Source organism: Tepidimonas sp. HKU78, assembly GCF_049860815.1.
Classification (GTDB): domain Bacteria; phylum Pseudomonadota; class Gammaproteobacteria; order Burkholderiales; family Burkholderiaceae_C; genus Tepidimonas.
The window spans coordinates 2701333-2719036 of the sequence record NZ_CP187547.1 but is presented as its reverse complement, the minus strand read 5'-3'; the positions used below and the strand labels follow the sequence as shown (position 1 = coordinate 2719036).

Genomic DNA, 17704 nt, shown 5'->3' with positions numbered 1-17704 from the left:
TTCCGACCGGGCGCCGATGGGCCCCGAAGCCGTGCGCGGGTGGCGAAATTGGTAGACGCACCAGGTTTAGGTCCTGACGCCAGCGATGGCGTGGGGGTTCGAGTCCCCCCCCGCGCACCAGCGGTTGAAAACCGCATCCAACACCAAGCCCCTGCAACGACCCGCCGCTGGCGGGTTTTTTGTTGCCCAACAAGGGCTTAGCGGCGTTTTGCGGCCCCTGCGCAGCGGTCGCCGAGGCTGCAAGTGGCATCATCTGGCGGCATCGGGTAGCATCGCGCTACGCACGATTTACGCACGGTGTTACGCAAGGGGAGATACGGTGGCATCCATCCGCAAGCTCAAAAAGGGCTGGCGCGCCGAAGTGGCGCGGCTCGGCGTGCGCACCTCCAAGGTGTTCCCGACCAAGGCGCAGGCCAGCGCCTGGGCCGCGCAGGTCGAAGCCGAAATCCTGGCCGGCAAGCGCAAGGGCGGCAGCGGCGTGACGGTGGCGCAGGCCATTGACCGCTACCTCAAGGAAATCGTGCCGCACCGCAGGGGCGGCGTGTATGAGCGGCGCCGCATGCTGGCTCTCGTGCGCCTGTGCCCGTGGCTGGCGCAGATGCCGGTGGCGGACGTTCGCAGCGAGCACATGGCGCGCTGGCGCGATGAGCGGCGGGCTGCGGTCAGCGATGCCTCCGTGGTGCGTGAGGCGGGAGACGTGCGCGCGCTCTGGAAGCAGTGCCGTGCCTGGGGCTGGACGGAAATCGACCCCTTTCGCGAGCTGCCGATGCCGCCCAAGGGCCACGCACGGGCGCGCCGCACCGACTGGCGCGAGCTGCGCCGCCTGCTGCGAGGCTTGGGCTACGTCACCGGGCAGCCACCGCGCACGCTTCAGCAGGAAGTGGCCTGGATGTACCTGCTGGCGCACCACACCGCGATGCGTGCGGGCGAGCTGCACAGCCTTTCCACCCGCACGGTCGATCTGCAGCGGCGCGTCATCCGGCTGGAAGAGCACAAGACCGTGGAGCGCGTTGGCGTGCGCCATGTGCCCTTCACGCGCAAGGCCGCGCGGCTGCTGGCTGTGCTTGATGCCGCAGCACGCGAGCAGGGACGCGAGGCGTACTTCACCGTCTCGCCCCAGTCGCGCGATGCGCTCTTTCGCAAAGTGCGCGACCGGCTGCTCATCCGTGACCTGCACTTCCATGACGCGCGGGCGGATGCGCTGACGCGCCTGTCGCGCCGGGTCGATGTCATGACGCTTGCGCGCATCTCGGGCCACCGCGATCTGCGCCTGCTGCTCAACACCTACTACCGCGAGTCGGCGGAGGAGATTGCGGCGAGGCTCTGAAACAAAGCGGCCCGTGACGGGGCCGCGCTGGTATTAACCTTTCTGCGCCCGCTTTCGCGCCCACTCCCAAATGTCCCGCTCATCCCACCAAACGGTCATGCGCGACACGCGAATGATGGGCTTGGGAAAGTCCGGCTGTTTGCTGATGCGGTTGACGACATGCGTGCGGCTGACGCCAAGGATGTCCGCAATCTGCGTATAGCCGACCTTGCGTACCCCGATCATTGCTCGCCTCCTTTGCCCCCTTCGCGCCGCATGGCCTTCACGCCAAGGATCACCACACCCTGGCATGCGGCATCGCTGCGGCACTCGGCTAGCATGTCCGCAAGCTCCAAAAACATCTCTGGCCGGGTCGTGTCGGCAATGATCGCGCTGCCTTCTTCGGCACGCCACAGCACACCGCCGCGCACCTGCCGTTCGTAATGGCCTATAGGCTCGTCCGGTGCCGCGGCTATGCCGCATTCGTGCGCGCAGGCCCAAGCGCCGCCCGCCGCGGCCAGCATCACCAGTCCCATCACGGTTGCCTTCATGTCCTGCTCCTCCAAAGTCAATCACCACCCCCGGTGTCAGGCGGCGAGCAATCGATGGCCGGCACGGTCAGCACCGCGCGGGCGTTGTTGCGCCCGTTTTTCAAGACCTCCGCCTCGATCCAGCGCTGCCGGTCAAAAGGGCGCGGCTGGCGCCCCTGGGCCACAAGCGATGCATTGATGTCGGCCATGCGTTGCTGCGTGCTGTCCACGCGGGCTTCGGCCTGCGCAGTCAGCCCGCCCGGCGCTATCCACACGTGCCAGCCCGCAGTGCCATAGGTGGCCTGGGCACAGCCGACTTCGCCGTATTCGTCGATGCGAGCAAAGTCCGGCACACACGCCGACACCGTCACGCTGGCCGGCATGGAAAGGGCGGGGCGGTAGTCGCCGTACTGCGGCGTGCGGTCATAAATCCAGCGCCCGTCCTGTGACAAATAAGCGCCGTACTGCTCATCCGGCGACATAATCCAGACCGCCACACCGCCGGGCCGACCCACGATGTCGGCGGGCACCGGGGTGGCAACGGAAAGCTGCGCGGTGTAGCCGCTGCAGTACACGCCAGCATGGGCCGCGGCTGCCGCCGCGGTGAGCAGGGGCAAAAGGAGGGTTTTCAGGCGGCCCATGACTCCCCCCTTGCGCCCACTGCCGCATTCCCGCTGTGTTTCGTGATGTGAAATGGCATATTGGACACCCCTTTCTTCGGTCGCGAGCACGCCGCTCGCACCCCATAGAGAAAGGGGTGGAACAAAAAAAACCCAGCAGCGGCGATGGCGGGCGACACCGAGCCCGGTGTCAGGCGACACCGTAAATTGACCCCCTAGCGACACGAGGAACTGACCCCCTCGTTCGCAAGGAGGCCATCGTTGGAAACGAAGCACATTGAGGTAGATCCTGTGCGCCGTGTGGTTTGCGGAGTGCAGGAGATGTTGGAGCCGGAAGCGATCACGACGATCGTTCGCTTGGGGCAGTCGGGGTGGGGCGCGAAGCGGATCGCCAGGACGTTGGGCGTCGCGCGCAACACGGTGCGGCGGTATCTGAACGCGGGTGGGCCGGTGCCGTATAAGCGGCCACAGCGCACCGGCGTTTTGGTCGGTCATGAAGCATGGCTGCGGGAGCGCTTCCTGCAGCACCGGGGTAACTGCGACGTGGTGCGTCAGCAGTTGAGCAAGGAGCTTGGGATCGACACGAGCCTGCGCACGGTCGAGCGCGCGTGCCGAGGGTTCCGCCAGGAACTCGAAGCGAGTCGCCGTGCGACGATCCGCTTCGAGACCGCGCCGGGTGAGCAAATGCAGATCGACTTTGGGCAGACGCGCGTGATGATCGGCGGCGAGTCGGTACGGGTGTTCCTCTTTGTGGCCACACTGGGCTACTCACGCAAGGGGTTTGCCTGCGCATTCCGCCACGAGCGCCAAAGCGCCTGGTTCGCTGGCATCGAGGCGGCGTTCGCCCACTTCGGCGGACGGCCGCAGACGCTCCTCATCGACAATGCCAAGGCACTGGTCGACAAGCACGACACGCCCACGCGCCAGGTTCGGCTCAACAGCCGCTTTGAGGCGTTCTGCCGCCACTGGGACATCGCAGCCCGGGCGTGCGCGCCGTTTCGCGCCCGCACCAAGGGCAAGACCGAGAACGGCGTGGGCTACGTGAAGAACAACGCCATCGCCGGTCACGCCTTCGAGAGCTGGGCGGCGATGCAGGCGCACCTGGCGCGCTGGCAGCGCGAGGTGGCCGATGTGCGCATCCACGGCACGACGGGCGTCACGCCCGCTGAGCGCTTCGAGTTGGAGCGTGCGCATCTGCGCCCGATCGCCGGCATCGCCCCCTTCCTGCAGGTGCGCGAGCTCGTGCGCCGGGTCAATGCCGAGGGCTGCATCGAACTGGACACCAACGCCTACAGCGTGCCGTGGCGCTTGATCGGCGAGACGGTGACAGTCATCGTCAGCGCCGACACGGTGGTGGTCGAGTACGCCGGTGAGGAAGTGGCCCGCCACGCGCAGCTGCGCGGCAGTCGCGGGCGCAGCATCGAGCGTAGCCATCTGCTGGGTGGGTCACCGCCGCCGGCCGCAATCGAAGTGCCGCCGCCCACCGATGCGCTGCTGCGTCCGTTGGCCGAATACGAAGCGCTCGTCGGAGGAGGCTGGTGATGATCGATACCGACCGACTCGACGAACTGCTCACCCGGCTGCGGCTGACGGCAATTCGCGATCAGCTCGACAGCCTGCTCGACGAAGCCGGCCGGGCGCAGATGACGCTGCGCGAGGCGCTGCTGTTCCTGGCTGAGCGCGAGGTCGCCCGGCGCGACACGCGGCGCATCCAGATGGGCATGAAGCTCGCCCGCTTCCCGTGCGTGCGCACGCTCGACGGCTTCGACTTCGACGCCCAGCCCTCGATCGATCCGGGGCAGATCCGGGATCTGGCCACCGGGCGCTGGATCGGCCACGGTCAGGCCTTGTTGCTGCTCGGCCCGCCCGGCGTGGGCAAGACGCACCTGGCGATTGCCCTCGGGCGCGAAGCGGTGGATCGCGGCTACACGGTGCTCTTTACCTCGGCGGCGGCGCTGATGGCCGGGCTGACGAAGGCGCACGCCGATGGCCGGCTCGAGGAGAAGCTGTTGCAGCTCTCCAAGCCCAAGCTGCTGATCATCGATGAACTGGGCTACCTGCCACTTGAGCCGGCGGCCGCGCACCTGTTCTTCCAGCTCGTGTCGCGGCGCTATGAGCGGGCCAGCATGCTGATCACCAGCAACCGGCCGGTTGGCGAATGGGGGCAGGTGTTTGGCGACGCGGTCGCCGCCACCGCCATCCTCGATCGGCTGCTGCACCACAGCCAGGTCATCACGATCCGGGGCGACAGCTATCGGCTGCGCGACAAGCGCCGCAGCGGCCTTCTGCACAAGGCCGCTGCCCCCACCCCGATCACGTCAGAGAGTTGATTAACCCGGGGGTCAATTCCAGATGTCGTCAGGGGGTCAAATCTTCGTGTCGCTTGACAACTGCTGCACGGCGGGGCCCTGAGCACCCGCCAAATCGGCGCGGCGCTTGGCATCTCCAAGTCCACCGTCAACGACATCGCCAGTTACGCGCGCGCCGCCGGCGTGGACTGGGCGCTGGCCCAGAGCCTGAGCGACGAGGAATTGCAAGCCCGACTCTACAAGCCACCCGTGGCGCGCGCGTCCCGGCACCTCGAACCCGACCATGCCCACATCCATCGCGAACTGCGCCGCCCCGGCGTCACCCTGCAACTGCTGTGGGAGGAGTACCAGCAACAGCACAGCGGTCAGGCGTACAAGTACAGCGCCTTTTGCGAGAAGTACAAGGTCTGGGCCCGGGGGTTGAAGCGCTCCATGCGCCAGACCCACATGGCCGGCGACAAACTCTTCGTGGACTACGCCGGCCAGACGGTGCCCATCGTCGATGCCGACACTGGCGAGATACGCCAAGCCCAGGTCTTCGTGGCCGTGCTGGGCGCATCGAACTACACCTACGCCTGTGCCACCGCCAGCCAGAAGGCCGCCGACTGGGTAGCCAGCATCATGGGGGCGCTGGAGTTCATCGGTGGCGTGCCTCGCCTGCTGGTGCCCGACCAGCCGCGCGCCTTGATGACCCGTGCCGACCGCTACGAGCCCACCGCACACCGCCTGCTCGATGAGCTGTGTGCACACTACGGTGTCGCGGTCATGCCCGCACGCCCGGCCAAACCCCGCGACAAGCCCAAGGTCGAGGTCGCCGTGCAGGTGGTCGAGCGCTGGATTCTGGCGCGGCTGCGCCACCAGACCTTCTTCAGCCTGGCCGAGCTCAACCGCTCGATTGCCGGCTTGCTGGTGGACTTGAACCAACGCCCGTTCAAGAAGCTGCCGGGCAACCGTGCCAGCGCCTTTGCCGAGCTCGACCGGCCGGCCCTGCGCCCTCTGCCGGCGGCGCGCATGGCGATTGCACGGTTCAAGGCCGCCCGGGTCAACATCGATTACCACGTCGAGCTCGACGGCCACTACTACTCGGTGCCCCACGCCCTGGTGGGCGAGGTGGTGGAGTTGCGCATCACCGCCACCACCGTGGAAGTCCTGCACGGCCACAAGCGGGTGGCCGCCCACGCGCTCAATGGGCGCAAAGGCGCGCACACCACGGCTGCTGAGCACATGCCGGCCTCGCACCGGGCACACCTGCAGTGGACGCCAGCCAAGCTCATCGCCTGGGGCGAGCGCATCGGCTCGGCCACCGCCGCCGTGGTGCGCTGGCAGATGGAGCACCGCGCCCACCCCGAACAGGGCTACCGCGCCTGTCTGGGACTGATGCGTCTGGGGCGGCAGTACGGGGCCGAGCGGCTGGAGGCGGCCTGTGCGCGGGCGCAGTCGATTCGCTCGCCGTCCTACAGGAGCATCGCCTCCATCCTGAACTGCGGCCTGGACCAGCGGCCGCTGGATGCGCCGATGGCCGCACAGGCGAGCCTGCCGCTGCACGAGAACGTGCGCGGGCCGGGCTACTACCACTGAGACAGTGCCAAGACCGAAGGAACACCCGATGCTCAACGAACAGACCCTCAACCAACTGCGCGCCCTGCGCCTGGACGGCATGGTGGCCGCTCTGAGTGACGCGGCCACCCACATCGCAGCCAGCGAACTGCCCTTTGAACAGCGCCTGGCGCTGCTGGTGCAGCGCGAGGTGGACTGGCGTGACAGCAAACGCCTGGAGCGACTGCTGAAGGCGGCCCGCCTGAAGGTCTCCAGCGCCTGCCTGGCCGACATCGACTGGCGCGCCAGCCGGGGCCTGAGCCGGGAGGTCATTGCGAGCCTCGCCGGCGGGGATTGGCTGCGCCATGGGCACAACGTGCTCATCACCGGAGCCACGGGCTGCGGCAAGACGTGGCTGGCGTGTGCGCTGGGGCAGCAGGCGGCACGCCTGGGGTTCTCCGTCCTCTACACCAGGGCTCCCCGACTCCTGGAAGAACTTCACATGGCCCATGGCGACGGCAGCTTTGGCAAGCGCCTGGCGCAACTGGCCCGGCTGGACCTGCTCATCCTGGACGACTTCGGCATTGCGCCGATTGCCGCGCACGAGCGAAACGATTTGCTCGAACTCTTGGACGACCGGGTGGGCACGCGCTCGACGCTCATCACGAGCCAGTTGCCGCTGCCGGCCTGGCACGCCTGGCTGGATGAACCCACGTTGGCCGACGCCATCCTGGACCGCATCGTGCACGGTTCGCACAAGATAGCCCTCAAGGGGGAGTCGATGCGCAAGCTCGCCAAGGCCACCTGAGCCGGCCGTGCCGAGTGCCATTCCACGCTGATGGCGGACACTTCGGCTACGATTTGAGCGTCACTCAGGACACCCGCGCAGCGTGTCCGCTATCGTTTGGAACGCTGTCCGCGATGGCAATGGAATCACTGTCCGCCATCAGTGGAATGCGCATGTACAGCAAGGGTTGCAGGTTCTCGTGCCGGTGATTGAACCGGTAGCAAACTTCGGCCAGGTACAGGTGGAAGGGTAATCCCCCCGCAAAACCAGTGCGCTGAGAAGTAGAGAGTCTCGAAGGAGAATCTCTACCATGAAGAAATCGCGTTTCACTGACAGCCAGATCATCGACGCGCTCAAGCGGGCGGAGGCTGGTCTGAGCGTGCCCGATCTGTGCCGCGAACTGGGCATCAGCTCGGCGACCTTCTACAAGTGGCGGGCCAAGTACGGCGGCATGGACGCCTCGCTCATGGCGCGCATGAAGGAGTTGGAGGAGGAGAACCGGCGGCTGCGCAAGATGTACGTCGAGGAAAAGCTCAAGGCCGAGGTCGTGGCGGAGGCTCTTGCAAAAAAGTGGTGAAGCCATCTCGCCGGCGCGAGATGGCACAACGAGCCGTGCAGCAGCGCGGGCTGTCGATCCGGGCGGCTTGTCAAGCCTTTCGGATCAGCCAGGCCTGCTACCGCTACGAGGCCCGGCGCGACACCGAAGACGAGGAGATCGCCCAGTGGCTGCTGCGGCTGACCGACAATAACCGCACCTGGGGCTTGGGGCTGTGTTTCCTGTACCTGCGCAACGTCAAAGGCTTTGCCTGGAACCACAAGCGGGTGTACCGGATATACCGGCAACTGGAGCTCAACCTGCGCATCAAGCCGCGCAAGCGGCTGGTGCGCGACAAGCCCGAGCCGCTGAGTGTGCCGCAGGCCATCAACGAAGTCTGGTCGATGGACTTCATGCACGACCAGCTGCAAGACGGACGCAGCATCCGGCTGCTCAACGTGATCGACGACTTCAACCGCGAGGCTCTGGGCATCGAAGTGGACCTCTCACTGCCCTCGCATCGTGTGATGCGCACGCTGCAGCAGATCATGGCCTGGCGCGGCAAGCCGCAAGTCATTCGCTGCGACAACGGGCCGGAGTACATCAGCGCCGCGCTGCTGAACTGGGCCAGTGCCCGCGGTATCCACATCGAGCACATCCAGCCCGGCAAGCCCCAACAGAACGCCTACGTGGAGCGCTTCAACAGGACTGTGCGCTATGAGTGGCTGTCGCAGTACCATTGGTGCGATCTTGATGAGGTCCGCGAGTTTGCCACGCAATGGATGTGGCGCTACAACCACGAGCGCCCGAACATGGCCTTGGGCGGCATCACCCCAAAACAGCGGCTGGCCATGGCCGCATAGCTCTACTTCTCGGAGCGCTGGATTTCGGGGGGATTACCGCGCGTCAGCGGTTCGATGCACACCGACTTGCGTAGCTCGACGCGCTGGAGCAGGCGCTGTACGCACGTCGGCCCGAGCGCGACGACGCTCTCGTGCATCACTCGGACCGCGGGTCGCAATACGTGTCCATCCGGTACACCGAGCGGCTTGCCGAAGCCGGCATCGAGCCGTCGGTCGGCTCGCGCGGCGACAGCTACGACAACGCGCTGGCCGAGACGATCAACGGCCTGTACAAAACCGAGCTGATTCACCGGCATGGGCCGTGGAAGACGCGCGAGGCCGTCGAGCTGGCCACCCTCGAGTGGGTCGCGTGGTTCAACCACCACCGGTTGCTCAAGCCCATCGGCTACATCCCGCCGGCCGAGGCCGAGGCAAACTACTGGCGGCAACTCGCCAGTCAGGCCATGCCGGCCTGACTCACAGCAACCGGCCTCCTCGAAAGCCGGGGCAGTTCACCCGCGACCGAAGCTTTTGGGATGTCCAGCTTTGCATCGCGCGAATAGCACACGAAAACCTGCTTGTCAAGCTAGTACATCTCCTATGGCGTCATCATTGACAAACGATGATGATTTGCTCTGACAAGAAGTTGTCATACATTCATCGACGCCGACTGCCAGTGCTGCCAGTTAGGTGTTGGGCAAAAGAGCCCGAACCGGTTTGAACCGGTTCGGGCTCTTTTTGTTCATTTCGCTCTCATGGGTCTCGGACAGGCTACTACCTGCATCCGCTTGCGGAGCCCTGAGCGTGTCTTGTGCGACGGTGTGAATGTGACTGACTTCATGTCGGCCACCTCGAGGTGGCAGGTTCTCAATCCGTACTACCACCACAAGGAGACATGGCTATGAGTGAGATGAATCGTCGAGATATCGTGAAGACCGGAGGGTCAATGCTGATTCTGGGCGCTGCTGGGGGCTTGCCCTCAATCGCATCAGCGCAAGCAACTGTGAAACTGGGTCTGCTGCATTCCCTGTCGGGAACGATTGCGATTGCCGAGGCGTCCTTGGTCGATACCGAGAAGATGGCTATCGACGAAATCAACGCTTCCGGCGGCGTGTTGGGCCGCAAGATTGAGGTTGTGGTGGAGGACGGGGCCAGCGATAACGCCGTGTTTGCCGAGAAGGCTCGCAAACTGCTCGAGCGTGACAAAGTAGCCGCCATCATTGGTTGCTATACCTCTGCCTCGCGCAAGGCCGTCCTGCCTGCCCTCCGTCGAGCAAACGGGCTGCTCTACTACCCGACCTACTACGAGGGCCTAGAGCAAGACAAGCACGTCATCTACACGTCTCAAGAGGCTACGCAGTCCGTGATTGCAGCCGTCGAGTGGATGGCCAGAGAAAAGGGCAAGAGCTTTTTCCTGGTGGGGTCTGACTACATCTATCCACGCACTTGCAACAAGATTGCGAAGCCGACCATCGCCAAGGCTGGCGGCAAGGTCCTTGGGGAAGAATACGCCCCCCTGGGCCACACCGAGTTCTCGTCCATCATCAACAAAATCAAGGCGGCAAAGCCGGACTGCATCTACAGCACCGTGGTTGGTGGGTCCAACGTCGCCTTCTACAAGCAACTGCGGGCTGCAGGACTCGACGGCTACAAGCAAACGCTGCTTTCGACCGTGGTGTCCGAGAACGAAGTGGAAGGCATCGGCAAAGACAATGCCGCAGGCTACTACGCCTGCATGGGGTATTTCCAAAGCATTCAATCACCAGCGAATGAAAAGTTCGTGAAGGCCTTCAAGGCCAAATATGGCCAGGACCGTGTCATCGGTGACCCGATGCAAGTGGCCTACAACAGCGTGTACCTCTGGAAGATGGCCGTAGAGAAAGCCAAGTCTTTCGATGTTGACAAAGTCATTGCCGCTTCCGGCGGTCTTGAACTTGAGGCCCCCGAAGGCACGGTGCGTGTCCACGCAACGAACCACCATGTGTGGAAGAAAGTGCGAGTGGGTCGCGCACGCGCCGACGGCCAGTTCGACATCGTGTGGGAATCGCCGTCCCTGATTGAGCCCAACCCGTTCCCCAAGATTTGAAGTCTCGGAACAGGAGGCCGACCGGTCCCCGAGGGGGCCGGTCGATTTCAACAAATCAGGAGTCGGTCAATGGGATTTGACATTGCTGTGATGCAGGCCTTCAACGGCGTGAGCCTCTTTAGCATCCTGCTGCTGATGGCCATCGGTCTCGCCATCGTGTTCGGCCTGATGGGCGTCATCAACATGGCCCACGGCGAACTGATGGCGCTGGGCGCCTACATGACCTACCTCGCAGCGCTTGCATTCGAGCACTGGGCTCCGAACTGGATGGGCGTGTATTTGTTCGTTGCCATTCCGTTTGCCTTCTGCGTGACTTTCGCATTTGGCTACCTTCTGGAACGCGGATTCATCCGCTTCTTCTACAACCGACCTCTTGATACGCTGCTTGCCACATGGGGATTGAGCCTCATCCTGCAGCAAACCTACCGCAGCATATTTGGCGCGCAAGAGGTCAGCGTTCCATTGCCAGTCTGGCTCGCAGGCGCCTGGGAGCCGGCCGAGGGCATTCAACTGCCCATCAATCGTATCTTCATTTTGGGCCTGACAGCGGCTGTCGCCGTCGGGGTGTACATGCTGCTCTACCGCACTCGATGGGGCATGAAGGTGCGCGCTGTAACGCAGAACCGGGCAATAGCCGGTGCCGTCGGGATTGACACGAACCGCGTTGATGCACTGACTTTCGCACTGGGGTCGGGCCTGGCTGGTATCGCCGGCTGCGTGTTCACGATGATTGGTTCGACCAACCCAGGCACAGGTCAGCTCTACATCGTCGACTCCTTCATCGTGGTCGTCTTTGGTGGCGTACAGAGCCTTGTTGGCACAGCGCTTTCAGCACTGACCATCGCGCAGGGTCAGACCTGGCTGGAGTTCCTCGTGAGCGGCTCCATGGCCAAGGCCACCATTTTGTTGCTAGTGATTCTGGTCCTGTACTTCCGACCCAACGGCCTGTTTGCAGTGCGTTCCAGGAACTGAGCATGTCCTCCCAAACACATCGAATCGACTTCGCCAGCGCCATTGCACTGGTAGCCTTGCTGGTCATAGCGTTGCCCCTGTTGCTTGACCCATTTCGTCTGAACCTCATTGGCAAGTACCTGGCGCTGGCTTTCGTGGCCATCGGAATCGTACTTACTTGGGGCTATGGAGGCATTCTCAGCCTCGGGCAAGGCGTCTTCTTTGGCATGGGTGGATACATGATGGCCATGTTCCTGAAGTTGGAAGCCTCCGCTCCAGAACTGCCTGATTTCATGGTCTGGAGCAGTGTGGAGACGCTGCCCCTTTGGTGGACGCCATTTCGCTCATTAGGCTGGACGCTACTGGGCATCTTGGTGCTGCCAGCAGTCATCGCCTACCTGTTCTCCTACGCCATCTTCCGTCGTCGGGTCAGCGGGGTGTACTTCGCAATCGTGACGCTGTCCCTGGCGCTCACCCTCACCGTGGTTGTGGTGGGACAGCAAGGGTACACTGGTGGTGCCAACGGCATTACCGGCTTTCGCACCTTGTTGGGCAAGGACATCTTGAGCGATGAGTCGTTGCGCACCCTTTACTTCGTTGAAGTTGCTGTCCTTTCAGTCGCCATGTTCCTCTCATTGGCCCTGGTTCGGACGCGATTCGGCAAAGTTCTGATTGCCATCCGAGACCGGGAGGACCGGGTGCGCTTTAGTGGCTATGACACCGCGCACATGAAGGCTTTTGTGTTCGCCTGCGGTGCTGTGCTGGCCTCCGTGGGCGGGGCGTTCTTTACCTTGCAGGTTGGACTCATCTCACCCAGCGTAATCGGCGTGGTTGCCTCGGTTGAGATGGTCATCTACGCCGCTGTTGGTGGTCGTTTGTCGATTCCCGGTGCCGTGGTCGGTGCGCTGCTCATCGGCTTTCTCAAGTCGTATCTGTCGGAGACTTTTCCCGAAGTCTGGTTGTACTTCCTTGGCACCGTATTCATTCTGGTGGTGTGGGCCATGCCCAACGGCCTGGCCGGCTTGAAAGACCAGTGGATGTCGGTCCGTCGTAGCCCTAGGAGTGCGGGATGAACACCCAGTTTGCCCTACCTGTTCCTCCCAACATGTTGTCTTCTATGACCTCCACAAGAATCCGAGACAAAGTGCTACAGGTCGAGAACCTGACCGTGTCATTCGACGGCTTCAAGGCTGTCAACGACCTCAGCCTGAGCGTCGAACGCAACGAGTTGCGCGTCATTATTGGCCCCAACGGCGCTGGCAAGACAACGCTGCTGGACATTATTTGCGGCAAGACAAGGCCCACCTCAGGCAGTGTGCTGTTTGAAGGTCGAGACCTTACTCGCATGGACGAGCACCAAATCGTGCGCGCTGGCGTCGGACGCAAGTTCCAGACGCCCTCGGTTTATGAAGACCTGACCGTCTTCGAGAATCTGGAGATTTCGCTGCCACGCATGCACGGACTGTTCCAGTCCCTGATGTTTAGGCGCAGCGCGGCCATAGTGCAACGCATTCAGGCCATGGCCGAGGAAATCTTCCTGACCGAGCGACTCGGTCACCGTGCTGGCCAGCTCAGCCATGGACAGAAGCAGTGGTTGGAAATTGGCATGCTGCTGATGCAGGAACCCACACTGCTCTTGCTTGATGAGCCAGTGGCGGGGATGAGTCCCAAAGAGCGCGAACAGACAGGAGACCTGCTGAGCAGGATAGCCAAAGGCCGTTCCGTCGTGGTCATTGAGCACGACATGGACTTTGTCAAACGTATCGCTCACCGGGTCACGGTCCTGCATCAAGGCAAATTGCTCAGCGAGGGAAGCGCCGAACAGGTGCAGGCTGACCCACGCGTCATCGATGTCTATCTCGGTCACTGAGGAAGCACTTTATGTTGGACGTTTCACAGTTGAACACGTACTACGGTGAATCTCACGTGATTCGCGATATTTCATTCCAGGTGAATCCGCGCGAGTCGGTGGCCATCATGGGGCGTAACGGAATGGGCAAGACAACCTTGCTCAAGTCTCTGATTGGCTTGTTGCCGACTCGCTCTGGAGACATTCAACTTGACGGTCACCCACTCACCGGGCTGCCAAGTCATCGCCGCGTACAACATGGTTTGGCCTTTGTTCCTCAGGGTCGGATGGTATTTCCGTTCCTGACGGTGGAACAGAACATCCTCTCCGGCGCTGAGCACTCGGGGCATCGCAAGGTACCCGATTACATCCACCACTTCTTCCCTGTCCTCAAAGAGATGAAGCATCGCAAGGCGGGCAACCTCTCGGGTGGGCAACAGCAAATGCTGGCCATTGCACGGGCCCTGATTTCCGAACCTAAGGTGTTGATTCTTGATGAACCCACCGAGGGAATTCAGCCTTCCATCATCAAAGAACTGGCCCAGACCCTCAATGTGCTCCGCCAGGAACGCGGCTTTGCCATCGTGTTTTCGGAGCAAGTTCTCAGTTTTGCCCTCGACTTGGCTGACCGATTCCTGGTCATCGAGCGTGGGCGCATCGTGCACGAAGAACCTCGTGCCATCCTGAATCAGGAAAAGGTCAAGGCCTTCCTGACTGTTTGACGTAACCCCCCCAAGGAGACCCTCATGCGACATGGTGACATTTCCAGCAGCAATGACTGCGTCGGCGTAGCCGTCGTTAACTACAAGATGCCCAGACTTCATACCAAGGCGGAGGTACTGGCGAACGCCCGCAAGATTGGCGACATGATTGTGGGTATGAAGAAGGGGCTGCCCGGTATGGACCTCGTGATATTTCCCGAGTACTCCACACACGGAATCATGTACGACTCCAAGGAGATGTACGAGACCGCCTCCACCATCCCAGGCGAAGAGACCGAAATCTTCGCTGACGCCTGTCGCCGCGCCAATGTCTGGGGCGTCTTCTCGCTCACCGGCGAGCGTCATGAGGAACACCCCAACAAGGCCCCGTACAACACGCTCATCCTGATGAACAACAAAGGTGAGATTGTTCAGAAGTACCGGAAAATCATGCCTTGGGTGCCCATCGAGGGTTGGTACCCGGGCGACTGCACCTACGTGAGCGAAGGTCCCAAGGGGATGAAGGTCAGTCTCATCATCTGCGATGACGGCAACTACCCCGAAATCTGGCGTGATTGCGCCATGCGCGGAGCAGAGCTCATTGTTCGATGCCAAGGCTACATGTACCCGGCCAAGGAGCAACAAATCATGGTGGCCAAGACGATGGCTTTCATGAACAACTGCTATGTGGCGGTAGCCAACGCGACGGGCTTTGACGGCGTCTACTCCTATTTCGGTCACTCGGCCTTGATTGGCTTTGACGGCCGCACATTGGGCGAGTGCGGGGAAGAGGAAATGGGTATCCAGTACGCTGAGTTGTCCAAGAGCCTCATCCGGGACTTTCGCAAGAACGGTCAATCGCAGAACCACCTGTTCAAGCTTGTACACCGCGGATACACGGGCCTCATCAACTCTGGCGATGGCGACAAAGGCGTTGCCGCCTGTCCTTACAACTTCTACGTCAACTGGGTAAACGACCCGGAAGCGACGCGAGAGATGGTCGAGTCGTTCACGCGTACGACGGTTGGAACTGCCGAATGCCCGATGGACGGCATCCCGAACGAAGAGACCAAGCACCGCTGAGCTTGCTTCTTTAAACGCGTCTTGCTTCGCACCCAAGGACCCCTTTTCATGCAGTCACCTCTGAACGACTATCTCATCAAGACTGAGCCTTTCTATCAGCCCTCAGGGCTGGAAATCGAGTGCTATGAGAGGGCGTATCGGCATCGGATGCCGCTGATGCTTAAGGGGCCCACGGGTTGCGGCAAGACGCGGTTTGTCGAATACATGGCCTGGAAGCTCCAGCGACCGCTGGTGACCGTGGCCTGCAACGAGGACATGACCGCCTCGGACCTGGTTGGCCGCTACTTGTTGGACGCGCACGGGACCGCGTGGCACGATGGGCCACTGACCCTAGCCGTGCGCTATGGGGGCATTTGTTATCTGGACGAAGTGGTTGAGGCGCGCCAGGACACCACTGTCGTCATACATCCGCTCACCGACGCGCGTCGAATCCTGCCATTGGACAAGAAGGGGGAGGTCATCCATGCCCACCCGGACTTCCAACTGGTGGTATCGTATAACCCCGGCTACCAGAGCAGTGCAAAGGACATGAAGGCGTCTACGCGTCAGCGCTTCGCAGCCATAGAGTTTGACTACCCCGATGCCGACACGGAAGTTGCCATTGTGGCGAGAGAAGCTGGTATCGACGTGGAGCTGGCGAGGCAGTTGGTGACCATCGCGCAGTGCACCAGGGCACTCAAACAGCGAGGTCTGGACGAGGGCGCTTCCACACGCGTTCTCATTTACGCAGGTACGTTGGTGCGCGATGGGCTCACACCCACGCAGAGCTGCGAGATGACGCTGGTGCAAGCTCTGACAGACGACCCGGATATGGCTCAAACCCTGCGAAACTTTGTTCAGGCGCAGTTCGGATGAAGGTGGACCATCTCCAAGGCCTGGGCAACCAGGACGTTGACCTGATAGATGGGCTTCTGCCTTCGCTCTCATGGCTGGGCTCTGGTCTCCTGGGGAGTCCAATCACGGTAGGCGAAAACAGCGCGGCATCGCGAGCCAGCCGTACCATCATTACCGAATCACAATTGGTGATAAGTCGGCGGTCCGCTGAGGAGGCACTCGTTCCCGCCGCAGAGCTCTACCGAGCCACTGTTGCGCATGCCGTGGCCCATCTTCTTTTTTCCCCACTGAAGCAGCCCGGGCGTCTGCTCAAGCCGATGAGTCAGGTCGTGGTGTCTGCCGTCGAGGACGCTCGCGTTGAGCGCTTGCTGGCCCGGCGATACCCCGGGACAAAGAATTGGTTCCTCAAGAATCTGGCCAAGGTGCCAGACCGCGACAATCTCAGCTTTGAGGCGTTCATGGCACGCATGGACCGCTCGCTGGCCGACCCCGACTATGTTGACGATAACCATTGGGTCAACAAGGCTCGTCGGCTGTTTGAGGAAACACAAAGAAGTTTTGGCCTCGAAGACGCTCGTGCGTTTCGGTCAGTCGCATCCATTCTGGCCAATGACCTTGGTCAGATGCGCGTTCGGTTTGACCCACAGCACTATGTGGTTCCATCCCCTTACCGGGACGACAACAGCATCCTTTGGCATCACGAGGAGGATGCGCGGGACGAACAGCAGACGCTATCCACCCCTCGTTCCACGCCAGCGCGTGCCAATGCATCTGAATCCTTTTCAAGCAGTGCCACGCAAGAAGTCACACCTCAGGCCGAGCTTGAACTGAGTCGAACCCTCCACCCCGAGTGGCATCATCACCTTGGTTTGTGGCGACGCGACTGGTGTACTGTGGTCGAGAAGGTCCCCGCCACAACTTCGGCCAACCTCTCGGTGGGTCGTCCGCTGCTGCACCATACTTTTAGCCCCGTTTCGTTGCACCGCGTTCGTCGCCTTAGCCGCCGACAACGCTTGCGTAGGCAATGGGAAGGAGAGGACATTGACCTCAATGCCGCCATTGAGGTCCTGGTAGACCGTCGTCTGGGTTTGGAGCCAGAGCCTCGCTTGTTCATGCGCCCCGGGCGTGAGACGGGCACTACCCGCATCCTCGTGCTGCTTGACCTTTCCGAGTCAACAAACGAGCCCTCGGGCATGCATGGCTTAACAATGCTGGATGTCGAGAAACAAGCGGCTTTTATGCTTGTCGAGGTCACTATTCAAACGGCTGACAGCGTGGCCATCCACGGTTTTAACTCCAACACCAGGTCTGAGGTGAGCTACTACCGCCTGCTTGATTGGGAGGACACACTCGACGGCGACGCCCGCGAGCGTCTGGCTTCGGTTCCCGCGCGTCACTCAACACGACTTGGCGCTGCAGTGCGGCAAGCCACTGTTCATCTGCAGGCACAGCCAGGACGGCATCGAGGACTGCTGGTCGTCACTGATGGCGCACCTTCGGACATTGATGTGTTTGACCCTGACTATTTGGTTGAAGACGCCCGCATAGCAGTCCAGCAAGCCAACCGAGCGGGCATCCGCACTTTTTGTCTAGCGGTTGACCCCGCAGCCGACCGATACGTGCGTCGTATTTTTGGTTGGCGCAACTATGGAATTGCAGCAGACGTAAGCCAGCTTCCAGTACAGTTACAACGTGCTTTTGTGAGGCTGGCAGCAGGATGAAAGCTTCACCTCAC

17 protein-coding genes, 1 tRNA gene and 1 pseudogene are annotated in these 17704 nt (G+C 62.0%); 16 read left to right on the top strand and 3 right to left on the bottom strand.

The window, feature by feature from the left end:
- Positions 1 to 33 precede the first annotated feature (33 nt).
- Together ACPYIS_RS13385 and ACPYIS_RS13380 are read left to right on the top strand one after the other, a co-directional pair.
- Positions 34 to 120: transfer RNA gene (locus ACPYIS_RS13385), tRNA-Leu, on the top strand.
- A 199-nt stretch (positions 121 to 319) separates the two neighbouring features.
- On the top strand, positions 320 to 1327 hold the full coding sequence (locus ACPYIS_RS13380) for a tyrosine-type recombinase/integrase (protein WP_425973703.1): 1008 nt from the start codon (positions 320 to 322) through the stop codon (positions 1325 to 1327).
- Between the two features lie 33 nt (positions 1328 to 1360).
- On the opposite strand, the gene ACPYIS_RS13375 is transcribed toward ACPYIS_RS13380, so the two are convergent.
- The 3 genes from ACPYIS_RS13375 to ACPYIS_RS13365 are packed head-to-tail and all read right to left on the bottom strand — an operon-like array spanning position 1361 to position 2657.
- Entirely contained in the window at positions 1361 to 1552 is a 192-nt protein-coding gene (locus ACPYIS_RS13375) for a helix-turn-helix transcriptional regulator (RefSeq protein WP_425973701.1), read from the bottom strand.
- Positions 1549 to 1857 carry a hypothetical protein gene (locus ACPYIS_RS13370; RefSeq protein WP_425973700.1) on the bottom strand — a complete coding sequence of 103 codons (309 nt, stop codon included), beginning with the start codon at positions 1855 to 1857 and terminating at the stop codon, positions 1549 to 1551. The genes ACPYIS_RS13375 and ACPYIS_RS13370 overlap by 4 nt, the downstream gene beginning before the upstream one ends.
- Before the next feature lie 17 nt (positions 1858 to 1874).
- Entirely contained in the window at positions 1875 to 2657 is a 783-nt protein-coding gene (locus ACPYIS_RS13365) for a hypothetical protein (RefSeq protein ID WP_425973698.1), read from the bottom strand.
- Between the two features lie 120 nt (positions 2658 to 2777).
- On the opposite strand from ACPYIS_RS13365, the gene istA (ACPYIS_RS13360) reads away from it, so the two are divergent.
- The 14 genes and pseudogenes from istA (ACPYIS_RS13360) (at position 2778) to ACPYIS_RS13295 (ending at position 17690) form a co-directional block, all read left to right on the top strand.
- Positions 2778 to 3998: an IS21 family transposase gene (istA, locus tag ACPYIS_RS13360; protein ID WP_211669397.1), complete on the top strand. Its 1221-nt coding sequence runs from the start codon at positions 2778 to 2780 to the stop codon at positions 3996 to 3998.
- Positions 3998 to 4786, top strand: a complete 789-nt coding sequence (gene istB / locus ACPYIS_RS13355; protein WP_211669398.1) for an IS21-like element helper ATPase IstB — start codon at positions 3998 to 4000, stop codon at positions 4784 to 4786. Before istA (ACPYIS_RS13360) ends, istB (ACPYIS_RS13355) begins: the two co-directional genes overlap by 1 nt.
- A gap of 60 nt (positions 4787 to 4846) precedes the next feature.
- Positions 4847 to 6343 carry an IS21 family transposase gene (istA, locus tag ACPYIS_RS13350; RefSeq protein WP_425974125.1) on the top strand — a complete coding sequence of 499 codons (1497 nt, stop codon included), beginning with the start codon at positions 4847 to 4849 and terminating at the stop codon, positions 6341 to 6343.
- A gap of 28 nt (positions 6344 to 6371) precedes the next feature.
- A complete protein-coding gene (gene istB / locus ACPYIS_RS13345; RefSeq protein WP_425973697.1) occupies positions 6372 to 7109 on the top strand; it encodes an IS21-like element helper ATPase IstB in 738 nt (245 codons plus the stop codon).
- 289 nt (positions 7110 to 7398) lie between these two features.
- A protein-coding gene (locus ACPYIS_RS13340; protein ID WP_425973695.1) for an IS3 family transposase occupies positions 7399 to 8486 on the top strand; the annotation gives its coding sequence in 2 pieces (ribosomal slippage) (positions 7399 to 7660 and positions 7660 to 8486; 1089 coding nt in all).
- Between the two features lie 39 nt (positions 8487 to 8525).
- Positions 8526 to 8941: pseudogene (locus tag ACPYIS_RS13335) on the top strand (integrase core domain-containing protein); the annotation flags it as partial.
- A gap of 425 nt (positions 8942 to 9366) precedes the next feature.
- Complete coding sequence (gene urtA / locus ACPYIS_RS13330; protein WP_425973693.1) at positions 9367 to 10551, top strand: urea ABC transporter substrate-binding protein; 1185 nt, start codon at positions 9367 to 9369, stop codon at positions 10549 to 10551.
- 69 nt (positions 10552 to 10620) lie between these two features.
- The gene (urtB, locus tag ACPYIS_RS13325; RefSeq protein ID WP_425973691.1) at positions 10621 to 11523 is read left to right on the top strand and encodes an urea ABC transporter permease subunit UrtB; all 903 of its coding nucleotides are present in this window, start codon (positions 10621 to 10623) and stop codon (positions 11521 to 11523) included.
- 2 nt (positions 11524 to 11525) lie between these two features.
- Positions 11526 to 12575, top strand: coding sequence for an urea ABC transporter permease subunit UrtC (gene urtC / locus ACPYIS_RS13320; protein WP_425973690.1), 1050 nt, complete (start codon positions 11526 to 11528; stop codon positions 12573 to 12575).
- Positions 12576 to 12619: 44 nt separating this feature from the next.
- Positions 12620 to 13372, top strand: coding sequence for an urea ABC transporter ATP-binding protein UrtD (urtD, locus tag ACPYIS_RS13315; RefSeq protein ID WP_144326816.1), 753 nt, complete (start codon positions 12620 to 12622; stop codon positions 13370 to 13372).
- A gap of 11 nt (positions 13373 to 13383) precedes the next feature.
- Positions 13384 to 14073: an urea ABC transporter ATP-binding subunit UrtE gene (gene urtE / locus ACPYIS_RS13310; RefSeq protein ID WP_144326803.1), complete on the top strand. Its 690-nt coding sequence runs from the start codon at positions 13384 to 13386 to the stop codon at positions 14071 to 14073.
- 24 nt (positions 14074 to 14097) lie between these two features.
- Positions 14098 to 15135 carry an aliphatic amidase gene (locus ACPYIS_RS13305; RefSeq protein ID WP_144326802.1) on the top strand — a complete coding sequence of 346 codons (1038 nt, stop codon included), beginning with the start codon at positions 14098 to 14100 and terminating at the stop codon, positions 15133 to 15135.
- Positions 15136 to 15183: 48 nt separating this feature from the next.
- Complete coding sequence (locus ACPYIS_RS13300; RefSeq protein ID WP_144326801.1) at positions 15184 to 15990, top strand: CbbQ/NirQ/NorQ/GpvN family protein; 807 nt, start codon at positions 15184 to 15186, stop codon at positions 15988 to 15990.
- Complete coding sequence (locus ACPYIS_RS13295; protein WP_425973689.1) at positions 15987 to 17690, top strand: nitric oxide reductase activation protein NorD; 1704 nt, start codon at positions 15987 to 15989, stop codon at positions 17688 to 17690. The genes ACPYIS_RS13300 and ACPYIS_RS13295 overlap by 4 nt, the downstream gene beginning before the upstream one ends.
- Positions 17691 to 17704: the final 14 nt, after the last annotated feature.

What these genes read in the sequence shown, in the direction of transcription:
- ACPYIS_RS13375 (WP_425973701.1), bottom strand. Translation starts at nt 1,552, where the DNA reads ATGATCGGGGTACGCAAGGTCGGCTATACGCAGATTGCGGACATCCTT.
- ACPYIS_RS13370 (WP_425973700.1), bottom strand. Translation starts at nt 1,857, where the DNA reads ATGAAGGCAACCGTGATGGGACTGGTGATGCTGGCCGCGGCGGGCGGC.
- istA (WP_211669397.1), top strand. Translation starts at nt 2,778, where the DNA reads ATGTTGGAGCCGGAAGCGATCACGACGATCGTTCGCTTGGGGCAGTCG.
- istB (WP_211669398.1), top strand. Translation starts at nt 3,998, where the DNA reads ATGATCGATACCGACCGACTCGACGAACTGCTCACCCGGCTGCGGCTG.
- istB (WP_425973697.1), top strand. Translation starts at nt 6,372, where the DNA reads ATGCTCAACGAACAGACCCTCAACCAACTGCGCGCCCTGCGCCTGGAC.
- urtA (WP_425973693.1), top strand. Translation starts at nt 9,367, where the DNA reads ATGAGTGAGATGAATCGTCGAGATATCGTGAAGACCGGAGGGTCAATG.
- urtB (WP_425973691.1), top strand. Translation starts at nt 10,621, where the DNA reads ATGGGATTTGACATTGCTGTGATGCAGGCCTTCAACGGCGTGAGCCTC.
- urtC (WP_425973690.1), top strand. Translation starts at nt 11,526, where the DNA reads ATGTCCTCCCAAACACATCGAATCGACTTCGCCAGCGCCATTGCACTG.
- urtD (WP_144326816.1), top strand. Translation starts at nt 12,620, where the DNA reads ATGACCTCCACAAGAATCCGAGACAAAGTGCTACAGGTCGAGAACCTG.
- urtE (WP_144326803.1), top strand. Translation starts at nt 13,384, where the DNA reads ATGTTGGACGTTTCACAGTTGAACACGTACTACGGTGAATCTCACGTG.
- ACPYIS_RS13305 (WP_144326802.1), top strand. Translation starts at nt 14,098, where the DNA reads ATGCGACATGGTGACATTTCCAGCAGCAATGACTGCGTCGGCGTAGCC.
- ACPYIS_RS13300 (WP_144326801.1), top strand. Translation starts at nt 15,184, where the DNA reads ATGCAGTCACCTCTGAACGACTATCTCATCAAGACTGAGCCTTTCTAT.
- ACPYIS_RS13295 (WP_425973689.1), top strand. Translation starts at nt 15,987, where the DNA reads ATGAAGGTGGACCATCTCCAAGGCCTGGGCAACCAGGACGTTGACCTG.